Annotated in this window: 22 protein-coding genes and 1 pseudogene; 14 read left to right on the top strand and 9 right to left on the bottom strand. The window is 53.1% G+C overall.

Annotated features, from left to right (window positions below; genetic code table 11):
- Positions 1 to 84: 84 nt before the first annotated feature.
- Positions 85 to 1032, top strand: coding sequence for a diacylglycerol/lipid kinase family protein (locus LIX15_RS21650; protein WP_227777427.1), 948 nt, complete (start codon positions 85 to 87; stop codon positions 1030 to 1032).
- A 385-nt stretch (positions 1033 to 1417) separates the two neighbouring features.
- Here LIX15_RS21650 and LIX15_RS21645 read toward each other — a convergent pair whose 3' ends face one another.
- Genes LIX15_RS21645 through LIX15_RS21635 form a run of 3 tightly spaced genes read right to left on the bottom strand, consistent with a single transcriptional unit; the run spans position 1418 to position 3134 of the window.
- A complete protein-coding gene (locus LIX15_RS21645) occupies positions 1418 to 2149 on the bottom strand; it encodes a DUF8008 family protein (protein ID WP_227777426.1) in 732 nt (243 codons plus the stop codon).
- The gene (locus tag LIX15_RS21640; RefSeq protein ID WP_227777425.1) at positions 2146 to 2601 is read right to left on the bottom strand and encodes a toxin-antitoxin system TumE family protein; all 456 of its coding nucleotides are present in this window, start codon (positions 2599 to 2601) and stop codon (positions 2146 to 2148) included. Before LIX15_RS21640 ends, LIX15_RS21645 begins: the two co-directional genes overlap by 4 nt.
- Positions 2598 to 3134, bottom strand: coding sequence for a DUF7342 family protein (locus tag LIX15_RS21635; protein ID WP_227777424.1), 537 nt, complete (start codon positions 3132 to 3134; stop codon positions 2598 to 2600). Before LIX15_RS21635 ends, LIX15_RS21640 begins: the two co-directional genes overlap by 4 nt.
- A gap of 824 nt (positions 3135 to 3958) precedes the next feature.
- Between LIX15_RS21635 and LIX15_RS21630 the strand changes: the two genes are divergently transcribed.
- The 3 genes from LIX15_RS21630 (at position 3959) to LIX15_RS21620 (ending at position 8255) form a co-directional block, all read left to right on the top strand.
- Entirely contained in the window at positions 3959 to 4216 is a 258-nt protein-coding gene (locus tag LIX15_RS21630) for a hypothetical protein (protein ID WP_227777423.1), read from the top strand.
- A gap of 208 nt (positions 4217 to 4424) precedes the next feature.
- Positions 4425 to 7799, top strand: coding sequence for a bacterio-opsin activator domain-containing protein (locus LIX15_RS21625; RefSeq protein ID WP_227777422.1), 3375 nt, complete (start codon positions 4425 to 4427; stop codon positions 7797 to 7799).
- Between the two features lie 96 nt (positions 7800 to 7895).
- Positions 7896 to 8255 (top strand): HalOD1 output domain-containing protein, encoded by a 360-nt coding sequence (locus tag LIX15_RS21620; protein WP_227777421.1) that lies wholly within the window; start codon positions 7896 to 7898, stop codon positions 8253 to 8255.
- A 42-nt stretch (positions 8256 to 8297) separates the two neighbouring features.
- Here LIX15_RS21620 and LIX15_RS21615 read toward each other — a convergent pair whose 3' ends face one another.
- Together LIX15_RS21615 and LIX15_RS21610 are read right to left on the bottom strand one after the other, a co-directional pair.
- A complete protein-coding gene (locus tag LIX15_RS21615; protein ID WP_227777420.1) occupies positions 8298 to 8681 on the bottom strand; it encodes an ArsR/SmtB family transcription factor in 384 nt (127 codons plus the stop codon).
- 458 nt (positions 8682 to 9139) lie between these two features.
- Positions 9140 to 10204, bottom strand: coding sequence for a zinc-dependent alcohol dehydrogenase family protein (locus LIX15_RS21610; protein WP_227777419.1), 1065 nt, complete (start codon positions 10202 to 10204; stop codon positions 9140 to 9142).
- A 298-nt stretch (positions 10205 to 10502) separates the two neighbouring features.
- On the opposite strand from LIX15_RS21610, the gene LIX15_RS21605 reads away from it, so the two are divergent.
- Together LIX15_RS21605 and LIX15_RS32905 are read left to right on the top strand one after the other, a co-directional pair.
- Positions 10503 to 10712, top strand: a complete 210-nt coding sequence (locus LIX15_RS21605) for an SWIM zinc finger family protein (RefSeq protein ID WP_227777418.1) — start codon at positions 10503 to 10505, stop codon at positions 10710 to 10712.
- Between the two features lie 132 nt (positions 10713 to 10844).
- A pseudogene (locus LIX15_RS32905) lies at positions 10845 to 11057 on the top strand (SprT-like domain-containing protein); the annotation flags it as partial.
- 282 nt (positions 11058 to 11339) lie between these two features.
- Here the strand turns inward: LIX15_RS32905 and ddfA are convergent.
- The 3 genes from ddfA to LIX15_RS21585 form a co-directional block, all read right to left on the bottom strand.
- Positions 11340 to 11615: a DdfA family disk-determining factor gene (ddfA, locus tag LIX15_RS21595; protein WP_227777417.1), complete on the bottom strand. Its 276-nt coding sequence runs from the start codon at positions 11613 to 11615 to the stop codon at positions 11340 to 11342.
- A gap of 156 nt (positions 11616 to 11771) precedes the next feature.
- Positions 11772 to 12434, bottom strand: a complete 663-nt coding sequence (locus tag LIX15_RS21590) for a helix-turn-helix domain-containing protein (protein ID WP_227777416.1) — start codon at positions 12432 to 12434, stop codon at positions 11772 to 11774.
- A gap of 158 nt (positions 12435 to 12592) precedes the next feature.
- Positions 12593 to 12889: a HalOD1 output domain-containing protein gene (locus LIX15_RS21585; RefSeq protein ID WP_227777415.1), complete on the bottom strand. Its 297-nt coding sequence runs from the start codon at positions 12887 to 12889 to the stop codon at positions 12593 to 12595.
- Between the two features lie 552 nt (positions 12890 to 13441).
- Here LIX15_RS21585 and LIX15_RS21580 point away from each other — a divergent pair.
- The 3 genes from LIX15_RS21580 to LIX15_RS21570 all read left to right on the top strand — a co-directional run bounded on the left by LIX15_RS21580 (position 13442) and on the right by LIX15_RS21570 (position 16874).
- Positions 13442 to 14632 (top strand): DUF7344 domain-containing protein, encoded by a 1191-nt coding sequence (locus tag LIX15_RS21580; protein ID WP_227777414.1) that lies wholly within the window; start codon positions 13442 to 13444, stop codon positions 14630 to 14632.
- A 6-nt stretch (positions 14633 to 14638) separates the two neighbouring features.
- Entirely contained in the window at positions 14639 to 14935 is a 297-nt protein-coding gene (locus LIX15_RS21575; protein ID WP_227777413.1) for a HalOD1 output domain-containing protein, read from the top strand.
- Between the two features lie 1420 nt (positions 14936 to 16355).
- The gene (locus tag LIX15_RS21570; protein WP_227777412.1) at positions 16356 to 16874 is read left to right on the top strand and encodes a helix-turn-helix domain-containing protein; all 519 of its coding nucleotides are present in this window, start codon (positions 16356 to 16358) and stop codon (positions 16872 to 16874) included.
- Here the strand turns inward: LIX15_RS21570 and LIX15_RS21565 are convergent.
- Positions 16871 to 17641, bottom strand: coding sequence for a hypothetical protein (locus LIX15_RS21565; protein ID WP_227777411.1), 771 nt, complete (start codon positions 17639 to 17641; stop codon positions 16871 to 16873). The genes LIX15_RS21570 and LIX15_RS21565 overlap by 4 nt on opposite strands.
- Positions 17642 to 18182: 541 nt before the next feature.
- Between LIX15_RS21565 and LIX15_RS21560 the strand changes: the two genes are divergently transcribed.
- From LIX15_RS21560 to LIX15_RS21540, 5 genes are all read left to right on the top strand, one after another.
- The gene (locus LIX15_RS21560; RefSeq protein WP_227777410.1) at positions 18183 to 18539 is read left to right on the top strand and encodes a four-helix bundle copper-binding protein; all 357 of its coding nucleotides are present in this window, start codon (positions 18183 to 18185) and stop codon (positions 18537 to 18539) included.
- 98 nt (positions 18540 to 18637) lie between these two features.
- Positions 18638 to 20533 (top strand): glycoside hydrolase family 15 protein, encoded by a 1896-nt coding sequence (locus LIX15_RS21555; RefSeq protein ID WP_227777409.1) that lies wholly within the window; start codon positions 18638 to 18640, stop codon positions 20531 to 20533.
- Positions 20534 to 20535: 2 nt separating this feature from the next.
- Positions 20536 to 21918, top strand: coding sequence for a vitamin K epoxide reductase family protein (locus LIX15_RS21550; RefSeq protein WP_227777408.1), 1383 nt, complete (start codon positions 20536 to 20538; stop codon positions 21916 to 21918).
- A 24-nt stretch (positions 21919 to 21942) separates the two neighbouring features.
- Positions 21943 to 23046 carry an SDR family oxidoreductase gene (locus tag LIX15_RS21545; protein WP_227777407.1) on the top strand — a complete coding sequence of 368 codons (1104 nt, stop codon included), beginning with the start codon at positions 21943 to 21945 and terminating at the stop codon, positions 23044 to 23046.
- A complete protein-coding gene (locus LIX15_RS21540) occupies positions 23043 to 23957 on the top strand; it encodes an NAD(P)H-binding protein (protein WP_227777406.1) in 915 nt (304 codons plus the stop codon). The genes LIX15_RS21545 and LIX15_RS21540 overlap by 4 nt, the downstream gene beginning before the upstream one ends.
- Positions 23958 to 24040 lie beyond the last annotated feature (83 nt).

The raw sequence follows: 24040 nt of genomic DNA, 5'->3' as shown, positions 1-24040 counted from the left end.
GTCTCGACTTGTTGTAATCGCCTCGCGTACGCACGCCGATCGTGAGAACCCATTCACAAGGATGTTCTATAAAAACAGACACTAATGACAGGAAACGACCAGGAGACGAGTGACACACTATGCTTGAACGCAACTAACCACTGGCTTATTCTCAATCCCACTAGTGGTACAGCCGATCATCGCGATACAATTCGACAACGGGGAGCACAACACGGGTATACAATCCGCGAGACAAAACATGAAGGTCATGCGGTTTCTCTCACAAAAGAAGCTGTTGGAAACGGTGTTGAGGTGCTAGCTGTTGCTGGAGGCGATGGAACTCTTCATGAGGTGGTTCAAGGGCTCGCTGAAGTAGATGCCCTTGACTCAGTCACACTTGGGGTACTCCCGGTCGGAACGAAAAATATCTTCGCGACGAATATTGGTATTACAAATCTCGAACAAGGGTTCGAAGTTCTCAAAACAGGAAAGAGACGTTCTATCGATATTGGTTTCGCCGACGATGAACCATTCGTGCTGTCGTGTATTGCTGGTCTGACTGCCGAAGCCAGTTTAGCAACCTCTAGTGAATTGAAAGAGCGCTTTGGCTCGCTTGGATTTATTATTGCGGGCATTCGGGAAGCGACAGAATTTGAGAGCCTCCATCTCAACCTCACGGCGGTCTTGGATGAGAAAGAAGCGACATGGTCGGGAGACGCGTTGTGCGTCCTTATTGGGAACACCCGCCGTTTTGCAAAAGAGGGAGGCCAGGCAAATGTCGAAGATGGTCTCTTTGAAGTTGTGATCATTGAGCAGATGCCACCCACCGATATCGCTGCCGAAGCAATGAGTCATCGATTGCTCGGTGAAGACACCGAGCATGTGCATCACCTAAAGGCGCATCAAGTAGAGGTCCGACGGTTAGACCGTGAGCCGATCCGGTTCAGTATCGATGGCGAACAGCAGACACATGACGAACTGCTATTGCGTACTCATCCGCAAGTACTTACAGTCTGTATTGGTTCAACGTATACGCCTGCTCCCAGAGAGTGATATCTATTTTCATTGGCAGTACTGAAAACCAGGGAATGCATTGGCTGTTCTGCTATGATGGACGAAGAACTTGGAGCATCAAACAGTAGGGATAACCGCACAACCAACACAAAGAACGCTATGAACCGCCTGCAGTACTCTACTTCCGCTGAAGCTAGCTCATTCTCCGGTCACGCAGTTCCGACTATAGACGCGGTGGCCGGTACCAGCTCTCCCCCTCCCGCTGGCTTCTAGCCGATAGATGCCGATACAACTACCGTACTTACGAGTAGCCGTACGGCGTCTGTCCCGAACTGTGTCAATTCGGGACGTCCACAACTGCGTTCGAGTAGGGGTTCGTGTTAGATTCGTTGTCCCTCTCGGGCGTGAGTTCATCCCGACCACGCTACTCTCCAGCAACCTCGTCTGTGGTCGGACTGTCGTCTGTGTCGTTGCTCGTGACCTCTCCTGGAAGCTCGACGTCCGCTTTCAAGACGAGCCGCGTCTCCTGGTAGCACAATCCGTTCTTTGATCGCTGGCGTTTGATTTTCCCGAGGCGCCTATTCGAGAGTTCATGCATTGCGTCCATGGTCCGGCGAGCAAGTTCCTGGCTGTACTTCTTGCTCACACCAGACTCTTTCAGCCGAATCCACTCGGCAAGGTCTGAGGCATCAAGATAGGCACGGATCTCGTCACTGCCCCTCCACCAGAGTGAATAGCGACCGGCCTCATCGCGTTCGCCCCACACCTTCCCCGCGAGTTCGTCGGGCTTACGATTCGTCACAGACGCAAGCATTTCGTCGTCATAGCGAGCAAGCCGCTGTATTGGCAGGAGATCAGCCGTCGAATGGGCGACTGCACCACCGCGACCGAGCGCATCTTCCTCGCCAGGGAGTCGGAAGTAGGTGTTGCCGTCGTCTTTCGTGATCCGTTCGAGTTTGTTCCCTTCGACGAAGATACGGTCAGCGTCAACGTTGTCGGTGAGGAGGTGGGCACCTTTCTCGAACTCCCGGGCTTGGAGTTCGTCGATGCGTTCATTACAGGCCTGTGTCTTGCGAGTGATCGCCTCCTGATGGGCCTGTGCTGCGGATGTAGACGTTTCTAGTTCTTCGATTGGGGTTGCCTTTTGCTTAGTCACCCTTGCGACTGCGCTTCCCACTGCTGAGTGACACGCTGTTCGATGGCAGCAAGTACCGTCGAGAGCACATCTAACGGATGCACTGATTCGAGTGAAAGAGCCTCAACGTCGTCTCCGTCTGGCGGCTGATGAAAGTGGAGGCGCTCGTTATGCGAGTTGGGATGGCGATCCCACCGACATTCCCAGTGTTTGTTATCGTGTGTTTCGATGTAGTGGATCGAGAAGTCACCCGTTGTGAACCACCGAATATCCAGCCGAGCAGCGTCGACCGTCGACGGATAGCGACCTGGATCGAGTAGTGAACGAAGTAATCGTGGTTCGTAGCTATCTGGCGTGAACTCTGTCGCTGCGACGGTCGGCTCGTCGGTCAGAATCCGTTCTAGAAGCCGGAGCGTCTGCCGATCTGGCGGTCCTGTTGTCTCACCACCGTTATCAGTTGGTGGTGGACTCATGTTGGTACGAGATGGCCATCATTCTGTGCCAGCTGTCGGGCGAGTTCGTAGAGACGAATATCTCGCTCAGCAGCATGCCACTCGCTCACCGCCTCCATTCGTTCGTGAATCGCATTGTAGTCGTCCTGTGCAAAGACCTCGACCGAGGATGGGTCTGTTGTTTCGAATCTGTCCTCAAACTCCTCACGGTGGGCTTCCAGTTGCTGAACTCGTTTGATGATCTCGTCGACCGTGAGGTCGGTCGCGATACGACTGGCTTCCTGCCATTCGAGATAGCCTTCGTTGCGCTCGTATCGGGCTGGACGACTCTCGTTGTCAGTACGGGCGATACCCATTTCGACGAGTCGTTCGAGATGCTTTTTCGCGGCGTTTGGTGAGCACTCTGCGGTCTCTGCGACTTCAGCATAGGGGGTCGGTGTCGTGACTCCAAGAATCGTATCGTAAACACGCCCGAATGTGTCGGTGTTTTCCCGCCACCGCTGTCGGACAGTATCGACGGCATCTGTGTTGGGAGTGGGATCGAACTCGGTCATTGGTAGTGTTACGTGCTGTTTCACAATATATGTTTTGAACTCGCAAATATCTGTGATAGTTGAGGATCGATAATTTCTCGAAGACCACGAAGCTAGTATTGAATACTAACACTGGCGAGTTTTATTTCGGAGTACAGCAAGTGAGTCTCACCCGTATTCACTCGCGAGCAGAAGCAACTGGCACCGTCGTCAGAACCATTTCACGCATCACCGTCCTCACTCCAACCGCAAATCAACCCAAAACAAGACGTGCTTCACAGTAGACGATAGTTGCTTGCAGTGGTTCGTGTCGTGGTGTTTTGGTTCGTGGTAGATGTGTATCTCTCTCGGGGTGGGTGTATTGACGGGAATACCTACGTGATCCCTGGCGATGCTGTCACTTCTGTGGTCGTAGCCTGTGTGGACGAGAACGGCCGGTGTTGCTTGAGCATCCAGCCGTGTTTGTCGTGCTGAAAGAAGGTGAGACGGCCTTTCGACAATTGTTCGACACGGCGGCAAGCCTGGTACACCAGTTTCCAGGCAAGATGTTCGTCTGTGGCTGTGGAGAGGAGTGACCTGAGGTTGTCACTCGTCTTGAGGAGCTTTCCTTGCGGTGTCTTCGTTGACCACTCTTCCCCAATGTTCGAAGAGCGTTACAGTGCATCTGTCGCTTGCAGAGCGGTGGTCATCGAGTATCGTCAGCGGAGTACATCCTCGTATATCGACGATGCACAGAAAGCATTAATTCGAGCGATGGATGCGTATCGTGACCCAGAGGTGGTTTGTGAGGAATTGCGGTCATGGGTTGATCGACTGGAGCGTGGGGCGTTGATCCGAGTGAGTTGGTGTTCACGAATCGGGTTTCGAAAAAGCGGGAGGAGTACACGCAATCGACACGGAGTGTGGCGGCGCTAGAGCGGGCAGCTGATTTGGGGTTGGCGCGTGCGCCCGGTCAGAGCGTATCGTATGTGGTTGTTGATGATGCGAAGGACTCGCGAGAGCGGGTGATGTTGGCCAGCGAGGAATTGAACGAGTATGATGTCGAGTTTTGTCGGGAGTTGGTGGTTCGTGCGGCAGCGAATGTGTTGTCATCACTTGGATAGCATGAGTCGGATATTGAGCATGAGCTAGGGCAGTATACTGAATCTAGTTTGGCGTCTTTTGCTGAAGCTGCATTCGATTACCGTGGTCTTCACCCTCTGGGTGTACATGAATTCATCTCTTTCTGTTTCTCACTCGCTGATCTTCAAATCAGTATTAACTGATTTCTGTTGGCAGAATATTTTTGCACGTCCATGGTTACGTAGTCGTATGAGTTCGTCCGCACCCTCTCCTGCCACTGTTCTTGAAGTATTCGATACCTTCGGTCCACCCGGCACACCGTTGACCACCACAGAGGTTGCAGAGGAATTCAACTGTACTGACCGAACAATCTACAACAAATTAGACGCGCTTGTCAACGACGGATTGCTTAAAACGAAGAAAGTTGGTGCTCGCGGGCGGGTGTGGTGGCAACCTCCGCGTGACCCTGAACAGCGAGCAAACTGCAAACTGAACCAGGACTGGATCACTGAAACCCCACCAGACGTGGACGAACCACTGATCGCTCTCCAGTCCGGTAGTGAGATGGCCAAACGAATCCGAAAAAAGGACTGGTCTGAGACAGCACTCGGCTCAATGGACGACTGGCCCCAACAGTTGCAAATAGCGGTCAACATTATGTTGAGTGCGAACGAGGCGATCGGCATTTACTGGGGGTGTGAGCACACACTCCTGTACAACGATGCATGGCGAGAGCTAATCGGTGACAAACATCCGGACGCACTGGGACAACCTGCTCGAGAGGTGTTTCCGGAGATATGGGGGTCGATTGAACCGATGTTTGAACGTGTTATGGATGAAAAGAGTGTTGCCAAGGAACAAGAAAAGCGCTTGCCCCTTGATCGCGGAGAAGAGATGGAAAACGCCTGGTTCGACTATTCTTTCAATCCAATTCCGGTTGCGGATGGCTCTATTGGGGGGGTCTTTAACATCGTAATTGAAGTTACCGAGCGTAAAGAAGTTGAAAAGGAGCTGCGGGAGGCCAAAGAGCAACTGGAGGTCGCAACCACCGCAGGTTCTGTCGGGATCTGGGTGTGGGACTTAGAGACTGATCTGGTTACTGCCGACACAACCGTTGCGGAAACATTTGGTATTGACTCCGAGACAGCAGCTGCGGGCACATCTCTTGATGACTACATCGCGTCGATTCACCAAGATGATAAGGATCAGATGCAACAGGCACTTGAGGCGGCTGTCAACGAAACCGACGAGTTCGAGGCCGAATACCGAGTACGGAACGTGAACGGCAACGAACGGTGGGTTCTGGCACGTGGCGAAGTTGAGTACGACGCGAATGGCAATCAAATTCGGATGAACGGCGCCCTCCTCGACATCACTGAGCGCAAGCACCAAGAAAAGGAACGGCGTAAGCAGGCGGAACTAGATGCATTCCGCGTCACACTCATTGATGAACTCCGCCCAATAGCTGATCCCGTCGAGATGCAGCACGAGGCTGCACGCGTCATCGGGGAGCAACTGGACGTTGATCGCGCCCTATACGGCGAAGTGCTGGAGGACGGAAACACGAATCTGGTTCACGCCGACTATTACCGCGGTAATGTTCCGTCTTTAGTCGGCAAACACTATCTCGATGAGTATGGCCAGTACATCACTGAAGGGTTTCAGGCCGGTGAAACTCTGGTGATAAACGATTTTTCAACTGTTTCGGAGCTGGGTGACGAAGAACAGACTAGGTACCTGCAAATGGACATCTGTGCGTGGATAGGTGTTCCTCTCATTAAGGACGGTCGTCTCACCGCATACTTCATTGTCAACCAGTCGACTTCTCGAGAGTGGACAGACACCGAAATCGCGATGATTGAGGAAACAGCCGAGCGTACTTGGGCGGCAGTTCAGCGCACCCAAGCAGAACAAGCACTCCAGGAGAGCGAAAAGCGGTTGCAACAGACCAACGCCTCCCTCGAACGGCTCAATGCCGCGAACCAAGAACTCATTAACGCTGATACGGAGGCGATCAGCGACCGCGTCGCTGAACTCGTTCTAGATATCCTCAATGTCGAATGCGCCGCACTCTGGCACTACGACGAGACAACTGGGGAGCTTCAAGAGAATGCCTGTCACACGAACTCAGAGATAGATCCCGTTGCAATTCGACTGCCTGACCAGTTCTCCGAGCAAGTTTGGCAGACCTTCATCGGCGACGATATTGACATCGATAACGACCTCGATACACCCGAGAATGCGTCGGGCTCACTACTGCGAAGTCGGGTACTCGTGCCGTTGGGACGACACGGTGTCATCTGTGCTGGTTCGACGCGGGCCGGAACGTTCGACGAGCAAACGATCGGCCTAGTGGAAACGATCGCCGCGACCGTCAAAACGGCGTGGGATCGCGCCGAAGGCGAACAGGAGTTGAAACGGCAAAACCAAGAATTAGAACGTCTCGATCAGCTCAACACCCTCATTCGGCAAATCGATCAAGCACTCGTGCGGGCTGACACGGTCACCGAGATCGATCAGTCAGTCTGTGAGCGACTAGCGGACTCTGATCTCTTCGAGTTTGCATGGATTGGCGAATTTGATGCGATCAGAGAAACAATTGAACCACGACAGTGGGCTGGTATCAATAGTAGGATTGTTGAGGATCGTACGATCACCATCGACGACAGTGCGACAAACCAGAATCCCGTAGCTGCCACAGTCGCCACTCGAGATCCACAGGTCGTTGCGGATATCGCCACCGATAGACGAATTGGTTCGTGTCGAGAGGCTATTCTCGAGGAAGGTGCCCGTTCCTGCATCAGTATTCCACTGCTCTATGAAGAAACGCTATATGGCGTTCTCACTGTCTATATTGCGCAGCCACAGCCGAATGAACGCAATCAGCATGTCTTAGATGAACTTGGTCGAACGGTTGCCCACGCAATTCATGCCGCCCAGAAACAAGAGACTGCACAGACGGACAGTGTCGTTGAGCTCACGCTCCAGTTTCAGGCGCCAGGAACGGTGCTCGCACGACTCGCTCGGGATGCTGATGTGAAACTCCAATTCAAGGGAATCGTTCCCGCTAAGAATGGTTTTTCACACATATTTTTCACCGGAGATCAGACGTCGGGCAACGAGATTCAGAATGCAGGAGCAGATCTCTCTGAGATTACAGCGCTAACGTGTGTTGCCGAGGACGATGAAGCATGCATGTACAAGGCAACCGTGTCTACTTCGACGATTGTATCACAGCTTGCTACGCAGAAGGGAGCAGTACGTACGCTCATTTTTGATAGAAATACTGCGGTTGCAGTCGTGGATCTCCCGTCTGCCGCTGACGTTCGATGCTACATTGATGATCTCCAGCGAACCTATTCCTCGGTACAGCTCACGTCTCGTCGCTCGTGTGACCGGTCGCCCGAAACAGTCCAGGATGTACAGATGGCGATCAAAGAACCACTTACAGATCGCCAAGTGGGTGTACTCAAGCTTGCATATTTGAGCGGATTTTTCGAATCACCGCGGGAAAACACAGGCCAAGAGATTGCGGACATGCTGGACGTTTCTCCACCGACGTTCACACAGCATCTCCGAGCAGCCCAGCAGAAGGTCTTCGCGCTGACATTCGACGAGGAGTGACGCAATTTCTCTATTTCAGTATTTAGGTGCTCTTTTGACTTCTATTTCAGTATTGGTGTAGAAAGTCCTTGTAACATCCCTCTCTAAATAGTGCTAATGACTGAGGACGTTTCCAGTGAGAATAGGCCAGTCGATTTTGAACAGACGCTCCGAGAAGACCGGGTTGGATATGATCCAGAGACGGAGACCTATTACGCTCAATACGACACAGAGAATGTCGAGAATTTAACGACCACGATTATTCGATCAGTGTCAGCAGTCACGGGAGATCCCCCTCGGGAGTTCGGCCCATTATACGATGTGATCGATCCGGATGCGCTCGAAGATTTGTTTGACAAACCCAGACGCAACGCACCCGACCACGATGGGGTGTATGTCACCTTCAAATTCGCATCGTGCGAACTAGCAATTAGCTGGGACGGCGAGATTCGAATCACTCCGCCACAGAACGTATAATCACCGGCATCAAACGAAGGATAAGCGTTTAGCTTATTCGGGCTAGTATTTCTCGAGATACGTCAACAGCGATTCTACCTGCGGGTCATCACGATAGCGGATTGTTTTACTCTGTTTGTCAAACTCGATGAGTCCCGAATCAGCAAGTTTCGGAAGATGATGGTGGAAGAGCGTGATTTCAATCTCGTCAAGAGAATCAGTCTTATTGCCGTGTTCTCGCGCTGCGATATCCTCAACCAGTTCTTGCATCGTCGCACTGTCGGACGATTCGGTGGAAAGATAGGCGAGCACGCAGCGTCTTCGTCGGTTAGTGAGGGCCGCGAAGAAATAATCAAGGATGTCGTGGAATGTGGTGTCCTGGTGGTCGGTCTGTTCCTTCTGGGATGGTAGGCCCGTATCGTTGTTTTCAGTGGGAAAGTCAGTCATTATCTGCTAGCTTAACCCGATTCTACAAAACTACTTGGGTAACTCACAGGAAGCAATTGGCGTGTTTTTACGGGCATCACGAAAGCCACGTACACGGATCGGCTCGGTATCCCGTCAAGTCCAGTGTCGATATCGACATCTGTTCTATCATACGATTCTCGTTTGTCGTCAATGGATGGTCAGTTACAACGTTGTAATAGGGCGGACGCTCACAGAGAGTGTGAATGTAGCAATTGGTGCGACACTGAAGTACTGACGGCCACCACTTGCCCATATGCAGCCACACCTAATCGCTGAACCCACCAAAGCCGCTACTGAAGGCATCAATCCTACCGAAGTACCACTAAAGCTGTCACCGTAGCGGTAGTGGCCAAAATAGCAGGAAGAGGTACGACTTATTGCCGGACGACAGCTCGTGGCGCTAAGAAAAAGAATGGTAGTTCATTACTTGAAACGAGTCATGCAAACTCATCGATGACGGGAATACCCATTGTCTCGAAATCGCTCATTGATGCGAGTCGATCAGAAACATCGTCGAGTGAAACAGTTTCTGAAACCACAGCACTTGGGTCGAGTTTCCCTGTCTCCACCATGCGGAAGATTTCATTATACCGCGTCGGAGGCATTCCAAGCGACCCGACAAATTCGATCTCATTCATGACCATCATATCTGTTGGCAGCGCAACCGTCCCCTGCTCATCTTGGGTACTCAACCCGATTTGGACATGTTGACCACGGGTACCGAGACTCATCACGGAATTTCGACACGTGGTTTCAATACCGAGCGCATCCACCGAGACGTCAACACCACCACCAGCGAGCGCCTGCACGGCTTCCGGAGTATCGTCAGCATCGCTTGCGTTGACCGTTTCAACCGCTCCGAGTTCGCGTGCTTTGTCTAACTTCTCATCACCGAGATCAACTGCAACGACATTTGCACCGAGTGCATCAGCGATGTGAACGGCTGAAAGGCCAACCCCACCACAACCGTGAACAGCGACCCAGTCTCCTGCATTAATATCTGCTTGGTGGGCAAGCGCGTGGAATGAGGTCATAAATCGGCATCCGAGCCCTGCCATGTCAACTGCTGAAACGCTACCCGGTAATTGGACGACGTTATGATCAGCTGCTGGAACATGTAGTTGTTCTGCAAATGCTCCTTGGACAGGCTCGGCAAATCCCAATGGCATCACGTTTTCACAGGTGTTTCCGTGCCCTGTTCGACACTGATGACACGTTCCATCACCTATATTGAACGGGATGGTTACTCGATCGCCTTCCGTGATGTTCTCAACGTCGTCACCAACTTCCACAACTGTACCAGCAGGTTCATGCCCGAGAATTTGTCCCTTCGGGGGCTGGATGCCAAGCCAGTCCCAATCACCTTGCCATCCGTGCCAGTCACTGCGACAGATACCACATGCTTCCATCTCAACGACTACACCCTCGGCCTCTGGATTGGGGGCATCGACGTCGTGAATCGCGAGCGGTTCTTGATATTCTTCGAGGACAGCTGCACGCATAACAAGTAGACCACATCGGACATTCTTAATAATCTTTTCACTAAATGAACATTGAGAGATGAGGACCGTGGTGTGGAGCTAGTGCGCAATCTATGTTTGCAGCAACATAGTATGGGAATGTTCAGTTGACTCCAGTAAACTCAATCCTGGACTAGAGTATCAACTATTAGGATGGAAGTACGATTTCGATCACCGCCAATATGATGCCCCCGGACTCGTTGAAGTCGCCAATGAGAGCCACGAGAATCCCGCAGACCACCAGTACACCGTCTCCATCGACGACGTAACCGAGGACCTGATGGCGTGTACGTGCCTGCATCACGTCCACCGCAACGCCTTTTGCAAACACATGGCCGCCGTCGAAACCGCAACCGACGACGGGCCGCTCGACACCTTCCCCTCCGAGGACGACAACAATGCCCAACCAGAAGATTGCGACTGCGACGGTCTCGGTGGTTTTCCGTGCTGGCCGTGCGTGAGAACAGGACGGAAGGAACTGCCGAACTAACCACCGCTTCAGCCTTTTTTATCCGTGGTACGCCAATTGACGATCTCGGAGATCACCGACCAGCGACCGCTCACGGAAAATACGGGTTGCAACGACCGACGATACTCTTGAGACACCAACAGCACGCGGCCGATATCGTCGCCGAGCACTTCCCGATCTGCCGGTCGAAACAATCGACTGGAGGTCTCACACCGAGCGCAACGACAGGCAGGCGTCACGAAGTACGACCCTACAACGGAGGCGATCACGATTGCGCTCACATGGGCGGCCTACGAACAACACGGGTGGGAGCAATTCAGTGCGACCGTGCGCCACGAACTCATTCACGCCTGGCAGTATCACGAGTTCGGCGAAGCTGACCACGGCGCAATGTTCACCCGATGGATGGACACTCTCGCCACCTCGCAGCACTGTGAGCGATTCACTGTACCCAAGTGGTGGCTCGTCTGCGAGGACTGCGGTGGTCGGGGTGCCCGGTATCGATGCTCAAAACGCGCGCAACCCCGAACAGTACAACTATAGTGAGTGCGGTGGGTCGATTCGTGTCGAGGAGGGCAACGGTCACTGATCGGGCTGGTTTCGAGTGACTCTGATGTACGCTACGTAGTAAAATCAATCCCCAGCTGTCTACGTTTTTGGCTCGGACACGAGAATGGTTTGATCGGGCTGAACCGTCACCTGGTACGATTCATACGAAAAGACAACAATTCCCTTGCCATCTCGGGGTGTTCCATCGCTATAGGAGCCAAAGAGTGCGTTCAACGCATCGGGATCAATAACGGTATAGAGCGGCTCTAAGTTTGTTACTTCGACACCAGAAATAGAGCTGACAGCGGTCAGAATCGCTTCTGAAATTGACTCTCCATCCTCTATATTGTAAACAAAAGTATCGTCCTCTTCCATTCTCTGTTCTCCCGTGTCTGTTTTTCTTGTATTCGATGTCATAGTCCCATTGAAGCCGACATCAGCGCTACTGTTCACATAAAGAAGTATCCAGTGTGGTCGCTCTCCCAGTGTTTATAAGTAGAGTACTAGAGAATCGTTTGCGCATATACCCGGCTACTCACCGGCCTCTTCGTCGTGAATCAAAGTATGTGAGAGAAGGTTATGCTGCCCCCGACGAAGTCGCGCGGACAGTGCATTTCGAGAAATACCAAGTTCATCCGCTAGCTCCGTCAGTGAGTTATCGCGAGGTACACGGAAAAATCCAGCATGGAACGCCGCCACCAGTGCTTCTTGTTGATCAACAGTTACTCCATATTCCGCTTCTTGCGGGTTCTCTGCATGATAAATATGTTCAACCTCAAAGTCAATCTCATGTTCAAGACAAAAGTCATGAAATCGAGAAAGCGTCTCATGTGACGGAAACAGTATCTTCATTTCCCAAATCTCGCCCTTTTCGCTCACTGCTTCAATGATCGTCGCTTTAGCTTCTGAAAGTGCAGAGAGAAGACTGGGAGACTGTGACTGCCACACTACACGATAAAATCGTTTGTTATCGTCATGATTTTCGAGGGTGAGTACCTCTTGAACCGTCGAATCCTGTCGGATCGCCCGTTCAAACGTGGTGAAATCTCCACCACTTGCCCAAAAATACGGCGTCACATGCTGCTCTCCAGTAACGACTCGTTGGATTTCAATATACATCTCCGGCACAGTCAACAATGTATCTGCCAAGACAAACTCGTTTGCTGGAATGATGAACTCTGCTAACACGCTCATTACCTTGATCTCCTTCCCCGATTTAGGAATGGAGACACGAACATAATATCGTTCCTCTAGATCTACCCTATCTGCGACTACTTAATAGAAAATCACGTTGAAACGAATTATCATTCTCTCCCACGTAATCTATCTAATTTCTCCCATCAATGCCTGAGTTACGTCTCATCTCTTCCGGGAGCATCCTCTCCGTCATCTTGAACGTGGATGTGAATTCCCACATCGCCCCAAATCGTCACATCATACTCTTCAACCGCAAATGTAACAGTGATTGGCGCATCGGCATCGGCTTGGAACAACGAATCGAGCGCGTCAGGGTCAATATGATCATAGAGAGTGAAATCAGCGTCTCTCAGTGCTGTCTCGTGCGTCTCGTCCAACGCACTCAGGGCTGCTTGGCTCAGTGATCGATCTTCGTGTGGATAGTACAGCTCGGTTTCGTCTGGTTGCCCCATTATTTCCTCTTATTGCTCTCTCAGAAGGGTGTTCCCAAATATCCTCTGGCTAACCTCCTGAAACACTCAGATACTACAGCTGGAACCAGTTCTGTTCGACCATGCGCCACGAATTGAACTACGCCTAGCAATACCACGAGTTCGGCGAGGCGAACCACGGGCGAACGTTCGACCGGTGAACCGAGGCGCTCGACACCTCACAGTACTGTGAGCGGTTCAAATCGCCAAACTGGTGGGTGATTTGCGAGGATTGTAACGAACGGTTCGCACGCTATTGGCGCTCGAAGGTCGTCAAACAGCCTGAGAACTACAGTTGTGGCGACTGCGGCGGGTCGCTCCGCGTCGAGGAGGCTACCGAACAATGATGGCTGAGTACCGGTGTCCCCACTGTCAGCGGGTTGTTGGGCCTATAACGGTGTCTAGCCCGTTGCGGGTCTCTCTCAGTCCGTGCGGACATCGGGTCGCCACTCCCGACGAATTTGTACAGTATCGAAATACAAGCTGATTATTCAGCCCGAATGTTTATTCATACTCTTCGCAACCTACTTTAGAATGAGTCAGAAGAACGGCAGACTTGAAAAGGGAGGCGGCTCCCTGAACGCCCTCTTTTCATGCTTAGCAAGTAGCGAGCGACGCCACCTTCTAGGATACATTCACGACCACGCTCCTGCGTCTATAACGCGAGATGAACTCGCTACCAGCCTGGCAGCCAACAAAAACCACTCACTGGAGCAAGTGACCAACGAAGAACGCAAGCAGACACTGACCGCCATCCATCACGTCCATTTGCCGAAGTTGGACACCGCGGGATTGATTCGGCAAAATACCACTGATACCACTGTCGAACTCACCAACCATCCAGCCTATCAGGATGTCGATATCCTCGCAGCCATCACGGATAACGTATCTGCGGAGAGCGCATCTCTCGATGTACTCTTTCGGGCGCTCGCAGATGCCCGTCGTCGAACCATTCTCGACGTACTCAGCCATCAATATCATCCGATCAAACTCCAGACGCTGGCACACGACATCGCTTCGACTCAACGAGGCGGGCCACCAGAGGACGTCGAGCAGGTTCTCCAGTCCCTCCAGCACGTTCATCTCCCACATCTGCAGGAGGCAGGGCTCATCGAGTATAATACGGACGAAGAAACGGTCGTCTATGAGGGTCACCCACTCCTTCGTGTTCCATGGATGCACTCCGAGCTCGGTTCAAACTTCAGAGCGACCCTGACGGACACGCCAAAGGATGCAGACATCTGGACAATCGATGGTCGAGAGAAGACGGTCTCGTGTGGCCAATCACTTTGTGAGGAGGCCGACGAAGAACTCTTCCTAATGTTCACGGCAACTGGTCTCCTTGAGGCCGGGTGTTTTTCCCGTATCAAGCAAGCTGCCGACCGCGGTGTAGACGTCTACCTTGGGACTGCTGATCCGACTGTCGAAGGATTCGTTCGAGAACATGCTCCAGAGGTTACCTTGTGGGAACCACAGACGAACTGGCTTAACCTTCCGGTCGATGGGGAGAACGTTGGCCGTCTCGTATTCGCTGACCGTGAAGCCGTTATGATCGGAACACTTGGGGAGAAGTCCGATGCAGGCGTCCACAAAGAACAAGCGATCTTCGCTGAAGGGGCTGATAACACACTCGTTATCTTGCTGCAGCAAATGATACGCTCCCAATTCGCTAAACTTGATGATCAGACTGAAGATCACGATTCTGAATCGCAATCGCTGTTTTAATCATCAATGAAAGACCACTCATATCCACCCGACGTCAACATAGAACCGGTCTTCAAACAACACTACAGTCAGCCGCCAAGTATGGCCGTGGTGTCGGCGATGGCCGACGCACTGCATCAGCCTGCCACAAAGATAGAATCACTCTCTAACTGGACTGATCCAGTTGCGTTGGATTCACTCTTTGAAAACACCCCCGAAGCCATCTCTGGCCCAACGGTTACTTTCGAATACATTGGCTGTCGGGTGACGGTGTCCCCAGATAGTCTGCAGATCGAGCCACTGACCGGCGATGACCATGACTGACGTATCGGTACGCCAATACAGTCACGCTACTCCCCAATCGGTAGGTCTCTAAGATTACTCGGCGTCCACCTAGGCTCACTCTATCTCGATAGAATGAAACCTGAAGGGGTGCCCACCCAGCTGAAACACACCAGGTTTCCTCTGCTTTTCCACCGGACAGACAGTCAGCCTAAGCTCCTGCCAGTCCCGCTGGTGACACACCAGAGTTCCGTTGTAACAGCGCTCGCTTGACAGTCCCACCGCCGCTAGATATGACTTACTCCTGCTAGTACTCAGAGGACAGTCCACCGGGCTCTAGCCTGCTTATCTCTACTGTACTGCTCAGTCTTGGACAGTCCAAAATGCTGCCCTGTACCGGCTCAGGCGCGGTCCCCTGACGTCCTGTGGACAGTCTGGCAGTGCTGTTCACTGCCGCCTCCTCGTGCGTTCTATGGAAGACGGTCGCTCTCCTGTTGACACCCCAGTATGGCGCCCATGTGGCACCCCACCTCTGCCGTCACACGGGCATTCCGTAAGTGCGTGCTGCTTGGCACCTCAACTAGTGTACCAAGACTGGTTGATTGCGTGTCGCTCATCGGCACCCCACTCCAGTGCGGATACTGGCACCCCTCATAGTCGCTTCGCGGCTTTCTCAGTATATCCTGGCAGGCCAGACTGTCCACTCTTCTCGGCTATCACTGGCTCAAGGGTATCACGGTCACACTCGCTTGTGTTGGTCGTCATTCCACTTCGGCTGTCATTGTGCTATTGCTGTGCTGTTGCGGTCTCCTCGCTGTGCGGTACACTGCCCAGTACTACTCATGGCGGCTTGCCGCCAGTGCTGTCTAGCTGTCCCTGCTGCCAGTACGCTCTTTTTCGTGGTTCTGCTCGTCACACTGTCGGACTGTCTCCTTTCGTCACTCTGCTGTTCTTCTCTGGGTTCGGCACGGCCTGACTGTCTCCTCTTTCGATGTTCTTCTTCCCGGTTGTTCTGGATAGTGGACTGTCCCATTCTTCGTGTCCTGGTTGTCGTCGAGGATTCACTTTGGTAGACTGTCCGGGTGCTATTGCTCCTGGCTGTCTGCTCCGTCGTATTACCTCAGATACCTCTGCTGGTAGTCTGTTGGGGTGCCCCTTTTCGCGTGTGTTGAGTATCATCTGCTTCGTGATAGATTGGGGGTGCCAACTGGCTCCAGCTGTCCTGGATTCGTCTGTGGTTCTCGGTGGTTCATTCTACTCTGTATTCGGGGGGTGCCAGCCCCCTGCGTTGTGTCGTACACACTTGTTTCCAGTTTCTGATGATTCTCTCTGATAGCCCGGCTTCGCTAGTTTTTGCCCATTGGTTGGTTCCCATAGCTCTTCCTTCGGCCTAGGTAAACCAACTTGGTACAATCGTAATATTATAGTTTCCTCACTCCGTTATCCTTGCTTGTGACTACTCATGCCAGCTGATACATCTGACCATGACGACGAGGACAGGGGTGCACAGATGGACACTATCGAGCGGAAGCTCAACCAGGGGAGCCAGCACCGCCGGAGCATCCTTGCTGCGTTCGCCAATGCAGATGAAAGCGAGTTGAACACATCCATTCTTCGCGAGCGTGCTGACGTGCCAACAGGAAGTGCTAATCACCACTTGGTAACGATGGAAGAGTGGGGACTGATCGAGGACACAGAGGAGCGAGAATACCCCGCTGGTGGTGGCCGCCCAGCACGGATCTGGCGACTTACCGAGTTCGCCGAGGAGTTCATCGAGACGACTGACACGGCGCTCAGTCCACCGCCAACTACCGAGACAGCAGCGCGGGTAGCAGCTGTAGAGAATCGGCTTGAAACAGTCGAGAATCAGTTGGACGATCAGGAGAAAATCAAGAAAGCGCTCGTCTTGCTGGCGTCGAAAAGTGATGCAGTGAGTGACGAGAACGTCGCAAAGATGCGCGACCTGCTCGACGTCAATTAACGGAGGGCGTCAACGATATCTCCGCCGTCATCTTCTGACTCGGGTTCCTCGTGGCTGTGTTCGTCGTCAGCGATCGTCTGGATAGCTTCCCCGTCGTCGGTAGCAAGCATATCCAGCGGGACATGGTCGCCATCAGATCGGTAGAGGAACAAGTCTGCTGGCGTCTTTGCGTCTTCTTTGACGACGATGATGTCCAGCATGTCCGTGTCATAGTCGGGAATGATCGGCGCTTTTATCGATCGGTCGCCGCCCATCGGGTAGGCAGTAGCATCCTCGAAGATCGCCTCAGCGTTCTCGAAGCGAGCGTGCTCTGTTCTGTTGTCGTCACGGAGGACATACTCCCCACTGCTCTCTTCATACACCCAGACGTTGTCGCTGCTCCCAGGACGAGTTATGATCTCGCCGTCGATCGCTACGTCTCCCGTGAGCGTGTAGAAGCGTTGTTCGCCATCGACGGAATGGTTCTTGTGACAGCCCTTCGGTTCCTTGAGGAGCGTTGTATGGACACGTCTAGCTGTCTGTTCCCGCGAGACGAGCAGGCATCGTTTCCCTTCGTTGACCGCCTGCATGACGTTTCGGACTGTCTGTGAGGGTTGGCTATTGCCGGTCGTGTGCTCACTTTCGATGTAGACCTCGCGAGCACCAGCCAATCGATTCATTACGGGATGATGCTCTCGGTAGTGTGCGACAGCGTCGGCGATTTCCTCATTGTCTGCGTCGTCAGGGATGTCTAACGCGTCCTCCACGCTGGCGAGTGCATCTGGCATAAAAACAGATTGCCGAAGAAGGCAAATCTGACTGATTGCAATGAAACACTCCCAGGTACACATTGATCTGCTAGAACAGTTTGAGCAGTTTGTTCTACGTGATTGTATTACTTCAAAACGGGTGTCACGTATTTTGGCTACCGGAACTCGTCGTACGTGAAGTATGCGCTGGCAACATTTAGAATATTAGTGATCCTGCTCAGTATTCCTGCGTTTTTTATGTCTACCGCCAGCACGTCTAATAGCATATGCTTCGACGCTCACGGTAAAGAGCCTGAGCAAACTGTTCCTTCGAGGCTGTCAACTTAGTGGGTATCGATCCACCTCTCGTAAACAAAATTGGCGGGAAAATTTAGAATACAAGGTAGATAAGACACAAATTTTCGATTGAGGGGATCTCTGGAAATCAATGATCGCGATTCGGATTGTCCGTCGCTTGGCTCTACGGGGTCAATCACCGATTACAGAGGAGGTCGGCCTTTCCGGCTTTGAAATGTTAGCCACCACTGGCAAAAGCCAGTCTACCATATGTAAGAAGGCAATGTCGCTTTCAGAAACCGTTTCCAAGATCGACCACCTAAGCGAGGAAGAGCGCGAGTGCATCGAACTCTGTAACGAAGCCGCCGAAGTGTGCGAGTGGTGCGCTGACGCGTGCGCTGACGAAGGCGAATCGATGGCTCGCTGTCTTCGGCTCTGTCGGGACGTCGCGGACATCGCATCCCTGCACGCCCGCTTCATGGCACGTGATTCCAGCTACAGTCCCGAGCTGGCGGAGATTAATGCGGGTGTGGCCGAAGAATGCGCAGAGGAATGTGACCAACACGATGCCGACCACTGCCAGGTCTGTGCCGACGTGCTCCGGGAGTGTGCCGAAAGTTGTCGAAACCTGATGGCATAGCGCTACTATCCACTATTACCAGCTCACATGAAACGCTGGCAATTCGAGTGAATCAGTAAACTGGCTTGAACACAATCGAGAATATTTATACAACACCTATGGAGTACAAACCCCTCGAAGACTACGGTATTATCGGCAATCTAGAAACAGTGGCTCTCGTCGGTCGAGACGGGGCGATCGACTGGTGTTGTTTCCCGTACGTCGATTCGCCGAGCATCTTTGCTCGAATTCTCGATAGTCATCGAGGTGGTTACTTCACGATCCAACCGACGGCGTCGTTCGAGGCGGTTCAGGAGTACATCGACCGAACGAATGTCCTCCAAACTCGCTTTCGAACAGCGTCAGGTCAGGCAACGGTCACCGATTTCATGCCTGTTCCGAAGATTGCCCAGACGAGTCGAACGCCCAACCAAGCGATTTATCGGCACATCACATGCGAAAGTGGGCAGATCGACCTCCAGGTTGACTTCGAGCCGCGCCTCGATTACGCTCGATTCGTGCCGACTGTCGAACCAGCACGACACGGGGTCGTCGCTACGGGAACTGACGAAGAAGTGTTTCTCTCAAGCACGATTCCGCTACAAGCCTCAACCCACGGTGCGAGCGCTACAGTCACGCTTACCGAAGGAGAAACAGAGTGGTTCATTCTCGGTTACGATCACGAGCTCCCGATCGAGCCGGCGAACCATCGGGAGATACGGGACGACTTGATCCGCTCCTGGCGGGACTGGGCACACGAATGTTCGACCACTGAATCGTGTCCGGTTGCTGAACAGTGGCACCAGATCGTCGTGCGATCAGCACTGACTCTCAAATTACTAATTAATCACGAGACTGGGGCGATCTGTGCGGCTCCGACGACCTCACTCCCTGAAGATATTGGTGGCGTACGAAACTGGGACTATCGATACAACTGGATTCGTGACGCTGCCTCCACGGTGCGAGCACTTACTGAACTGGGACACCTGAGTGAAGCGAAAGCGTATTTCGATCTCTGTTTGGATCACTGCTCGCGTGGTGACCCCGGAGATATCCATCCGGTCTACGGAGTGCACGGTGGATCCGTCCCAGATGAGCGGACGCTCGATCATCTCTCTGGCTACCGCCGCTCTGCTCCCGTCCGAATTGGTAACGCGGCGGCGGATCAGACCCAACTGGACGTTTATGGCGAGCTAATTTACGGGATCTACGAAACTACCCGTTACGGGGCAACCATCGACGAACAGGACTGGGAGGCGATAAAGAAACTGATCAACTACGTGTGTGAGGCATGGCAAGAACCCGGTGCTGGGATTTGGGAAGTTCGAACTGACCAGCACCACTTTGTTTACTCGAAGGTAATGTGCTGGGTTGCAGTGGATCGGGGGCTCAAAATCGTCGAGGAAACAGAACTCGATGGCCCTGTCGACCGTTGGGAAGAGAGTCGGCGAGCCATCAAAGAAGCCGTTATAGAAAAGGGCTATAGCGAAAAAGCAAACAGTTTCGTTCGTGCGTTTCGCGACGAAGACACGCTCGACGCGACGAATCTTCTCATCCCCGTCGTGGGCTTCCTTCCGGCCGACGATTCTCGCATTCAAGCGACGATCGATGCGACGCTCGACCGACTGATGATCAGCGATGGACTAGTTGATCGCTACGAAGGCGATGACGGACTTCCCGGTGAGGAAGGGACGTTCGTCCTGTGTTCGTTCTGGTTAGTTAATGCGCTTGCCCTCTCCGGCCGAGATGAGGAGGCAGCGACGGTCTTCCAGAACGTATTACAACATGTAAGTCCCCTCGGCCATCTCGCCGAAGAAGTCGATCCAGAAACAGGAATCCTTCTCGGCAATTACCCACAGGCGTTCAGCCATCTCGGACTTATTACCAGCGCGCTCTACCTCGGGGAGACCAGGGGAGAAAATCAACCGAAACCAAACGCCATTGGAACAGATTCGACTGTTGAGCGCGATTTGTCGACCGATGCCACGACACGATCACAAAACGAGCGTGAGTAACCGTGACTGACAATCAAGACCATCAATCAGCCGTAGCGGATGAACAGGATCTGCAGGACGAGAAGACAGACCAAGAGATGCAAGAGCCGGGAGAGATGATGCTCCGGCATCCACTCAAAGAGTCGTGGATACAATACGGCGTCATCTCGCTCGGTCTCTGGTTGATTTTCAGTCCGTTCTCTCTTGGATATGAGAGTGTATTGATGACCTGGAGCGACATCATCACCGGTCTCGTGCTCATCGGACTAAGTGGGCTGACGCTCGTTCGGAACAACCCCTGGGCATCGTACGCGAATGGCTTCGTAGGACTCTGGCTGTTGATGGCACCACTCGTGTTCCACGCACCAACGGCTGCTGCGTATCTAAACGATAGTTTGGTGGGCATTCTGGTGATCACGTTCTCGATCATCATCATGATGCGCATGGAAATGAAGGGCGCGGCTGTCCCATCGGGTTGGTCATACAACCCTTCGACGGCAGCCCAACGCGCGCCAATCATTGCACTGGGTCTCTTCGGGTTTTTCATCTCCCGCTACATGGCAGCGTTTCAACTCGGGTATATCAACTTCGCCTGGGACCCCGTCTTCGGGACCGGAACCATGCAGATACTCAATTCTCGCGTCTCGGAGGCGTTCCCCGTATCAGACGCTGGTCTGGGTGCTGTCGCGTACGCGCTCGAGTCGCTCATGGGGTTCATGGGTGATAAGAGCCGGTGGCGGACGATGCCGTGGATGGTGACGTTTTTCGGGATCGTGGTCATCCCGCTCGGATTCGTGCAGATTCTGTTAGTCATCTTCCAACCAATTCTCGTCGGAACGTGGTGCACCCTGTGTCTACTCTCGGCGTTCGGCATGCTATGGATGATTTCGCTCTCTATCGACGAAGTGGTCGCGATGATGCAGCTGCTCAAGCGCCGTATGACCGAGGGCGTGTCGCTCTGGCATGCGTTCTGGATGGGTGGCCATCTCTCCGAAGACGACGCTGGCATCTCGGGTGAAACACGAGCGGATCGTGATCGGCCCGCAGGAATGTTCTGGGGCATCTCGATCCCCTGGTACCTCCTCGGGGGAATGGCGCTCGGATTCTGGTTGATGCTTTCGCCGACCATCTTCGGGACGCAAGGATCAATCGCTGATAGCAGTCACCTCGTGGGTGCATTAGCTGTCTCGTTCGCTGTGATCGCCACGGCCGAACCTGCACGCGCAATCAGATTCATCAATATACCACTTGGTGCATGGGCCATTGCAGCACCGTGGCTGTTCGGCGCGCCGATGATCGCGGCACTAAACGGCGTTGTCGTCGGTGCGTTGCTGATCCTCGTCAGTATCCCGCAGGGGACGATTCGGGACGAGTACGGGGAGTGGTGGCCACAGTACATCGTCTAATACGAATATATGGAGACAATCCACATGAATACGAAAAACAAACCGGAAGTCGTCGTGATTACAGGAGCATCGGCCGGCGTTGGCCGAGCAACTGCTCGTGCGTTCGCCGAACAGGGTGCACACATTGGACTCCTCGCCCGCGGAGAAGCAGGGCTCGAGGCTGCCCGTCAGGATGTCGAGGATGCTGGTAGCGAGGCGCTCGTGGTGTCAACCGATGTCGCCGACCCAGAGCAGGTTGAAGCAGCAGCAGACGCCGTTGAGGACGAATTCGGCTCGATCGACATCTGGGTGAACAATGCGATGACCTCGGTTTTCTCGCCAGCGAAAGACATGGAAGCCGACGAGTATCGACGAGTAACCGAGACCACGTATCTTGGCTGTGTGTACGGAACACAGACCGCACTCGACCGAATGATTCCACGCGACGAAGGGACGATCATCCAGGTCGGATCGGCACTCGCCTATCGCGGGATTCCGCTACAGTCGGCGTACTGTGGCTCGAAACACGCCATCCAGGGATTCACCGAGTCAGTACGGACAGAGCTGATTCACGAGGAGAGCGACATCCAATTGTCGATGGTTCAGATGCCAGCGCTCAACACGCCACAGTTCGAATGGGTCAAGAGTCATCTCCCGAACAAACCACAGCCCGTTCCTCCAATATATCAACCCGAAGTCGCGGCCGACGCCATCGTCTGGGCAGCCCACCACGACCGCGACGAACTGTGGGTTGGACGTTCGACTATGAAAGCAATACTCGGGAATCGAATCATCCCTCGCCGACTTGATCGTAAGTTAGCCCAATCCGGATGGGGTTCACAGATGACTGATGAAACCGAAAACCCCGACAGAGCGTATAATCTCTGGGAACCAGTCGATGATGGGGAAGATTATGGTGCGCACGGGGAGTTCGACGAGCGCGCTCGGAGTCGCAGTTACCTGCTCTGGGCGACGACGCATCCTAAACAATTGCTCGTCGTCGGACTTTCACTGGTCACGTTTATCAGCGCTGCCCTCTCGCGATGGCGAAATACAAAAGGAGCTCATGCTAAAACCAATTCATCGACCAAATCAGACGTGGCGGAGGATACCTCTTCACCAATATCCTCCAGGGGGAACGAAGAATGAATATTCTCGTAACCGGCGGTGACGGATTTGTCGGACGACATCTCTGTGCTGAACTTGTCGATCGTGGTCACACAGTCACCTCCCTCTCTCGTTCTCCCGACTCAACGGTTCTCCCCGATGAGGTTGAGACGACGACCGGTGACGTGACCGATTATAATTCAATCGTCGACGCATATGAGGGAAAAGACGCCGCGGTGAACCTCACTGCACTTCCGCCACTGAACGAACCTCGACCCGGAACATTTCACGATACAGTTTGTATCGGTGGTGCGGTAAACGCTGCCCACGCGGCGAGCCAACACGATGTCGATCGATACGTCGAAATGAGTTCGTTAGGGGCGGAAATAGACAGTCCGATTGCCTACTGGCGAACACAAGGACTCGGTGATATGGTCGTCGAATATTCGAATCTCGATTGGGTTGTGCTCCGTCCTTCGTTTATTTTCGGCGAGGGAAGTGAAACATTCGCATTCGTCAAAAAGTACACAACACCTTACGTAACGATTCTTCCGGACGGGGGAAGCCACCCAACGTTCCAACCGATCTGGGTCAGGGACATCGCAACGATAACCGCTGACGCGCTCGAAGATGAGAAGCACGTCGGTAAGGCATACAATCTCGGCGGGCCAGAAGTCCTCACGTTTAGGGAAGTGACGCAGATGCTCTATCAAGCGGAGGGCACGCCAGTCAAAATTTTCTCAGTACCGGATCACCTTACTCGGATAGGGTTGTACGCAGTTGATCCTATCCCACAGATACCCTTTGGGATCAACCAAGCACGGGCGCTCGAGATGACCAATGTTACCGAGCATAACCAGGTCGATGCGTTCGGACTAGATGAGTCGGATTTACTCTCCCTTTCGACGTACCTAAAAAAGGAAACAGGTCGCTCGATCCAGACATCCACATGATCACGACGAAGTACTGTGGATGATATGGTTGAGCATTATCAACACCCACATCATCGTCATCATCTCCACCGAGACGCTCGTCA

The sequence above is a fragment of the Haladaptatus pallidirubidus genome (assembly GCF_020700235.1).
In the GTDB taxonomy this organism is placed as follows: Archaea; Halobacteriota; Halobacteria; order Halobacteriales; family Haladaptataceae; genus Haladaptatus; species Haladaptatus pallidirubidus.
Note: the sequence above shows the minus strand (reverse complement) of the source record. Positions and strands in the feature narration are given on the sequence as shown.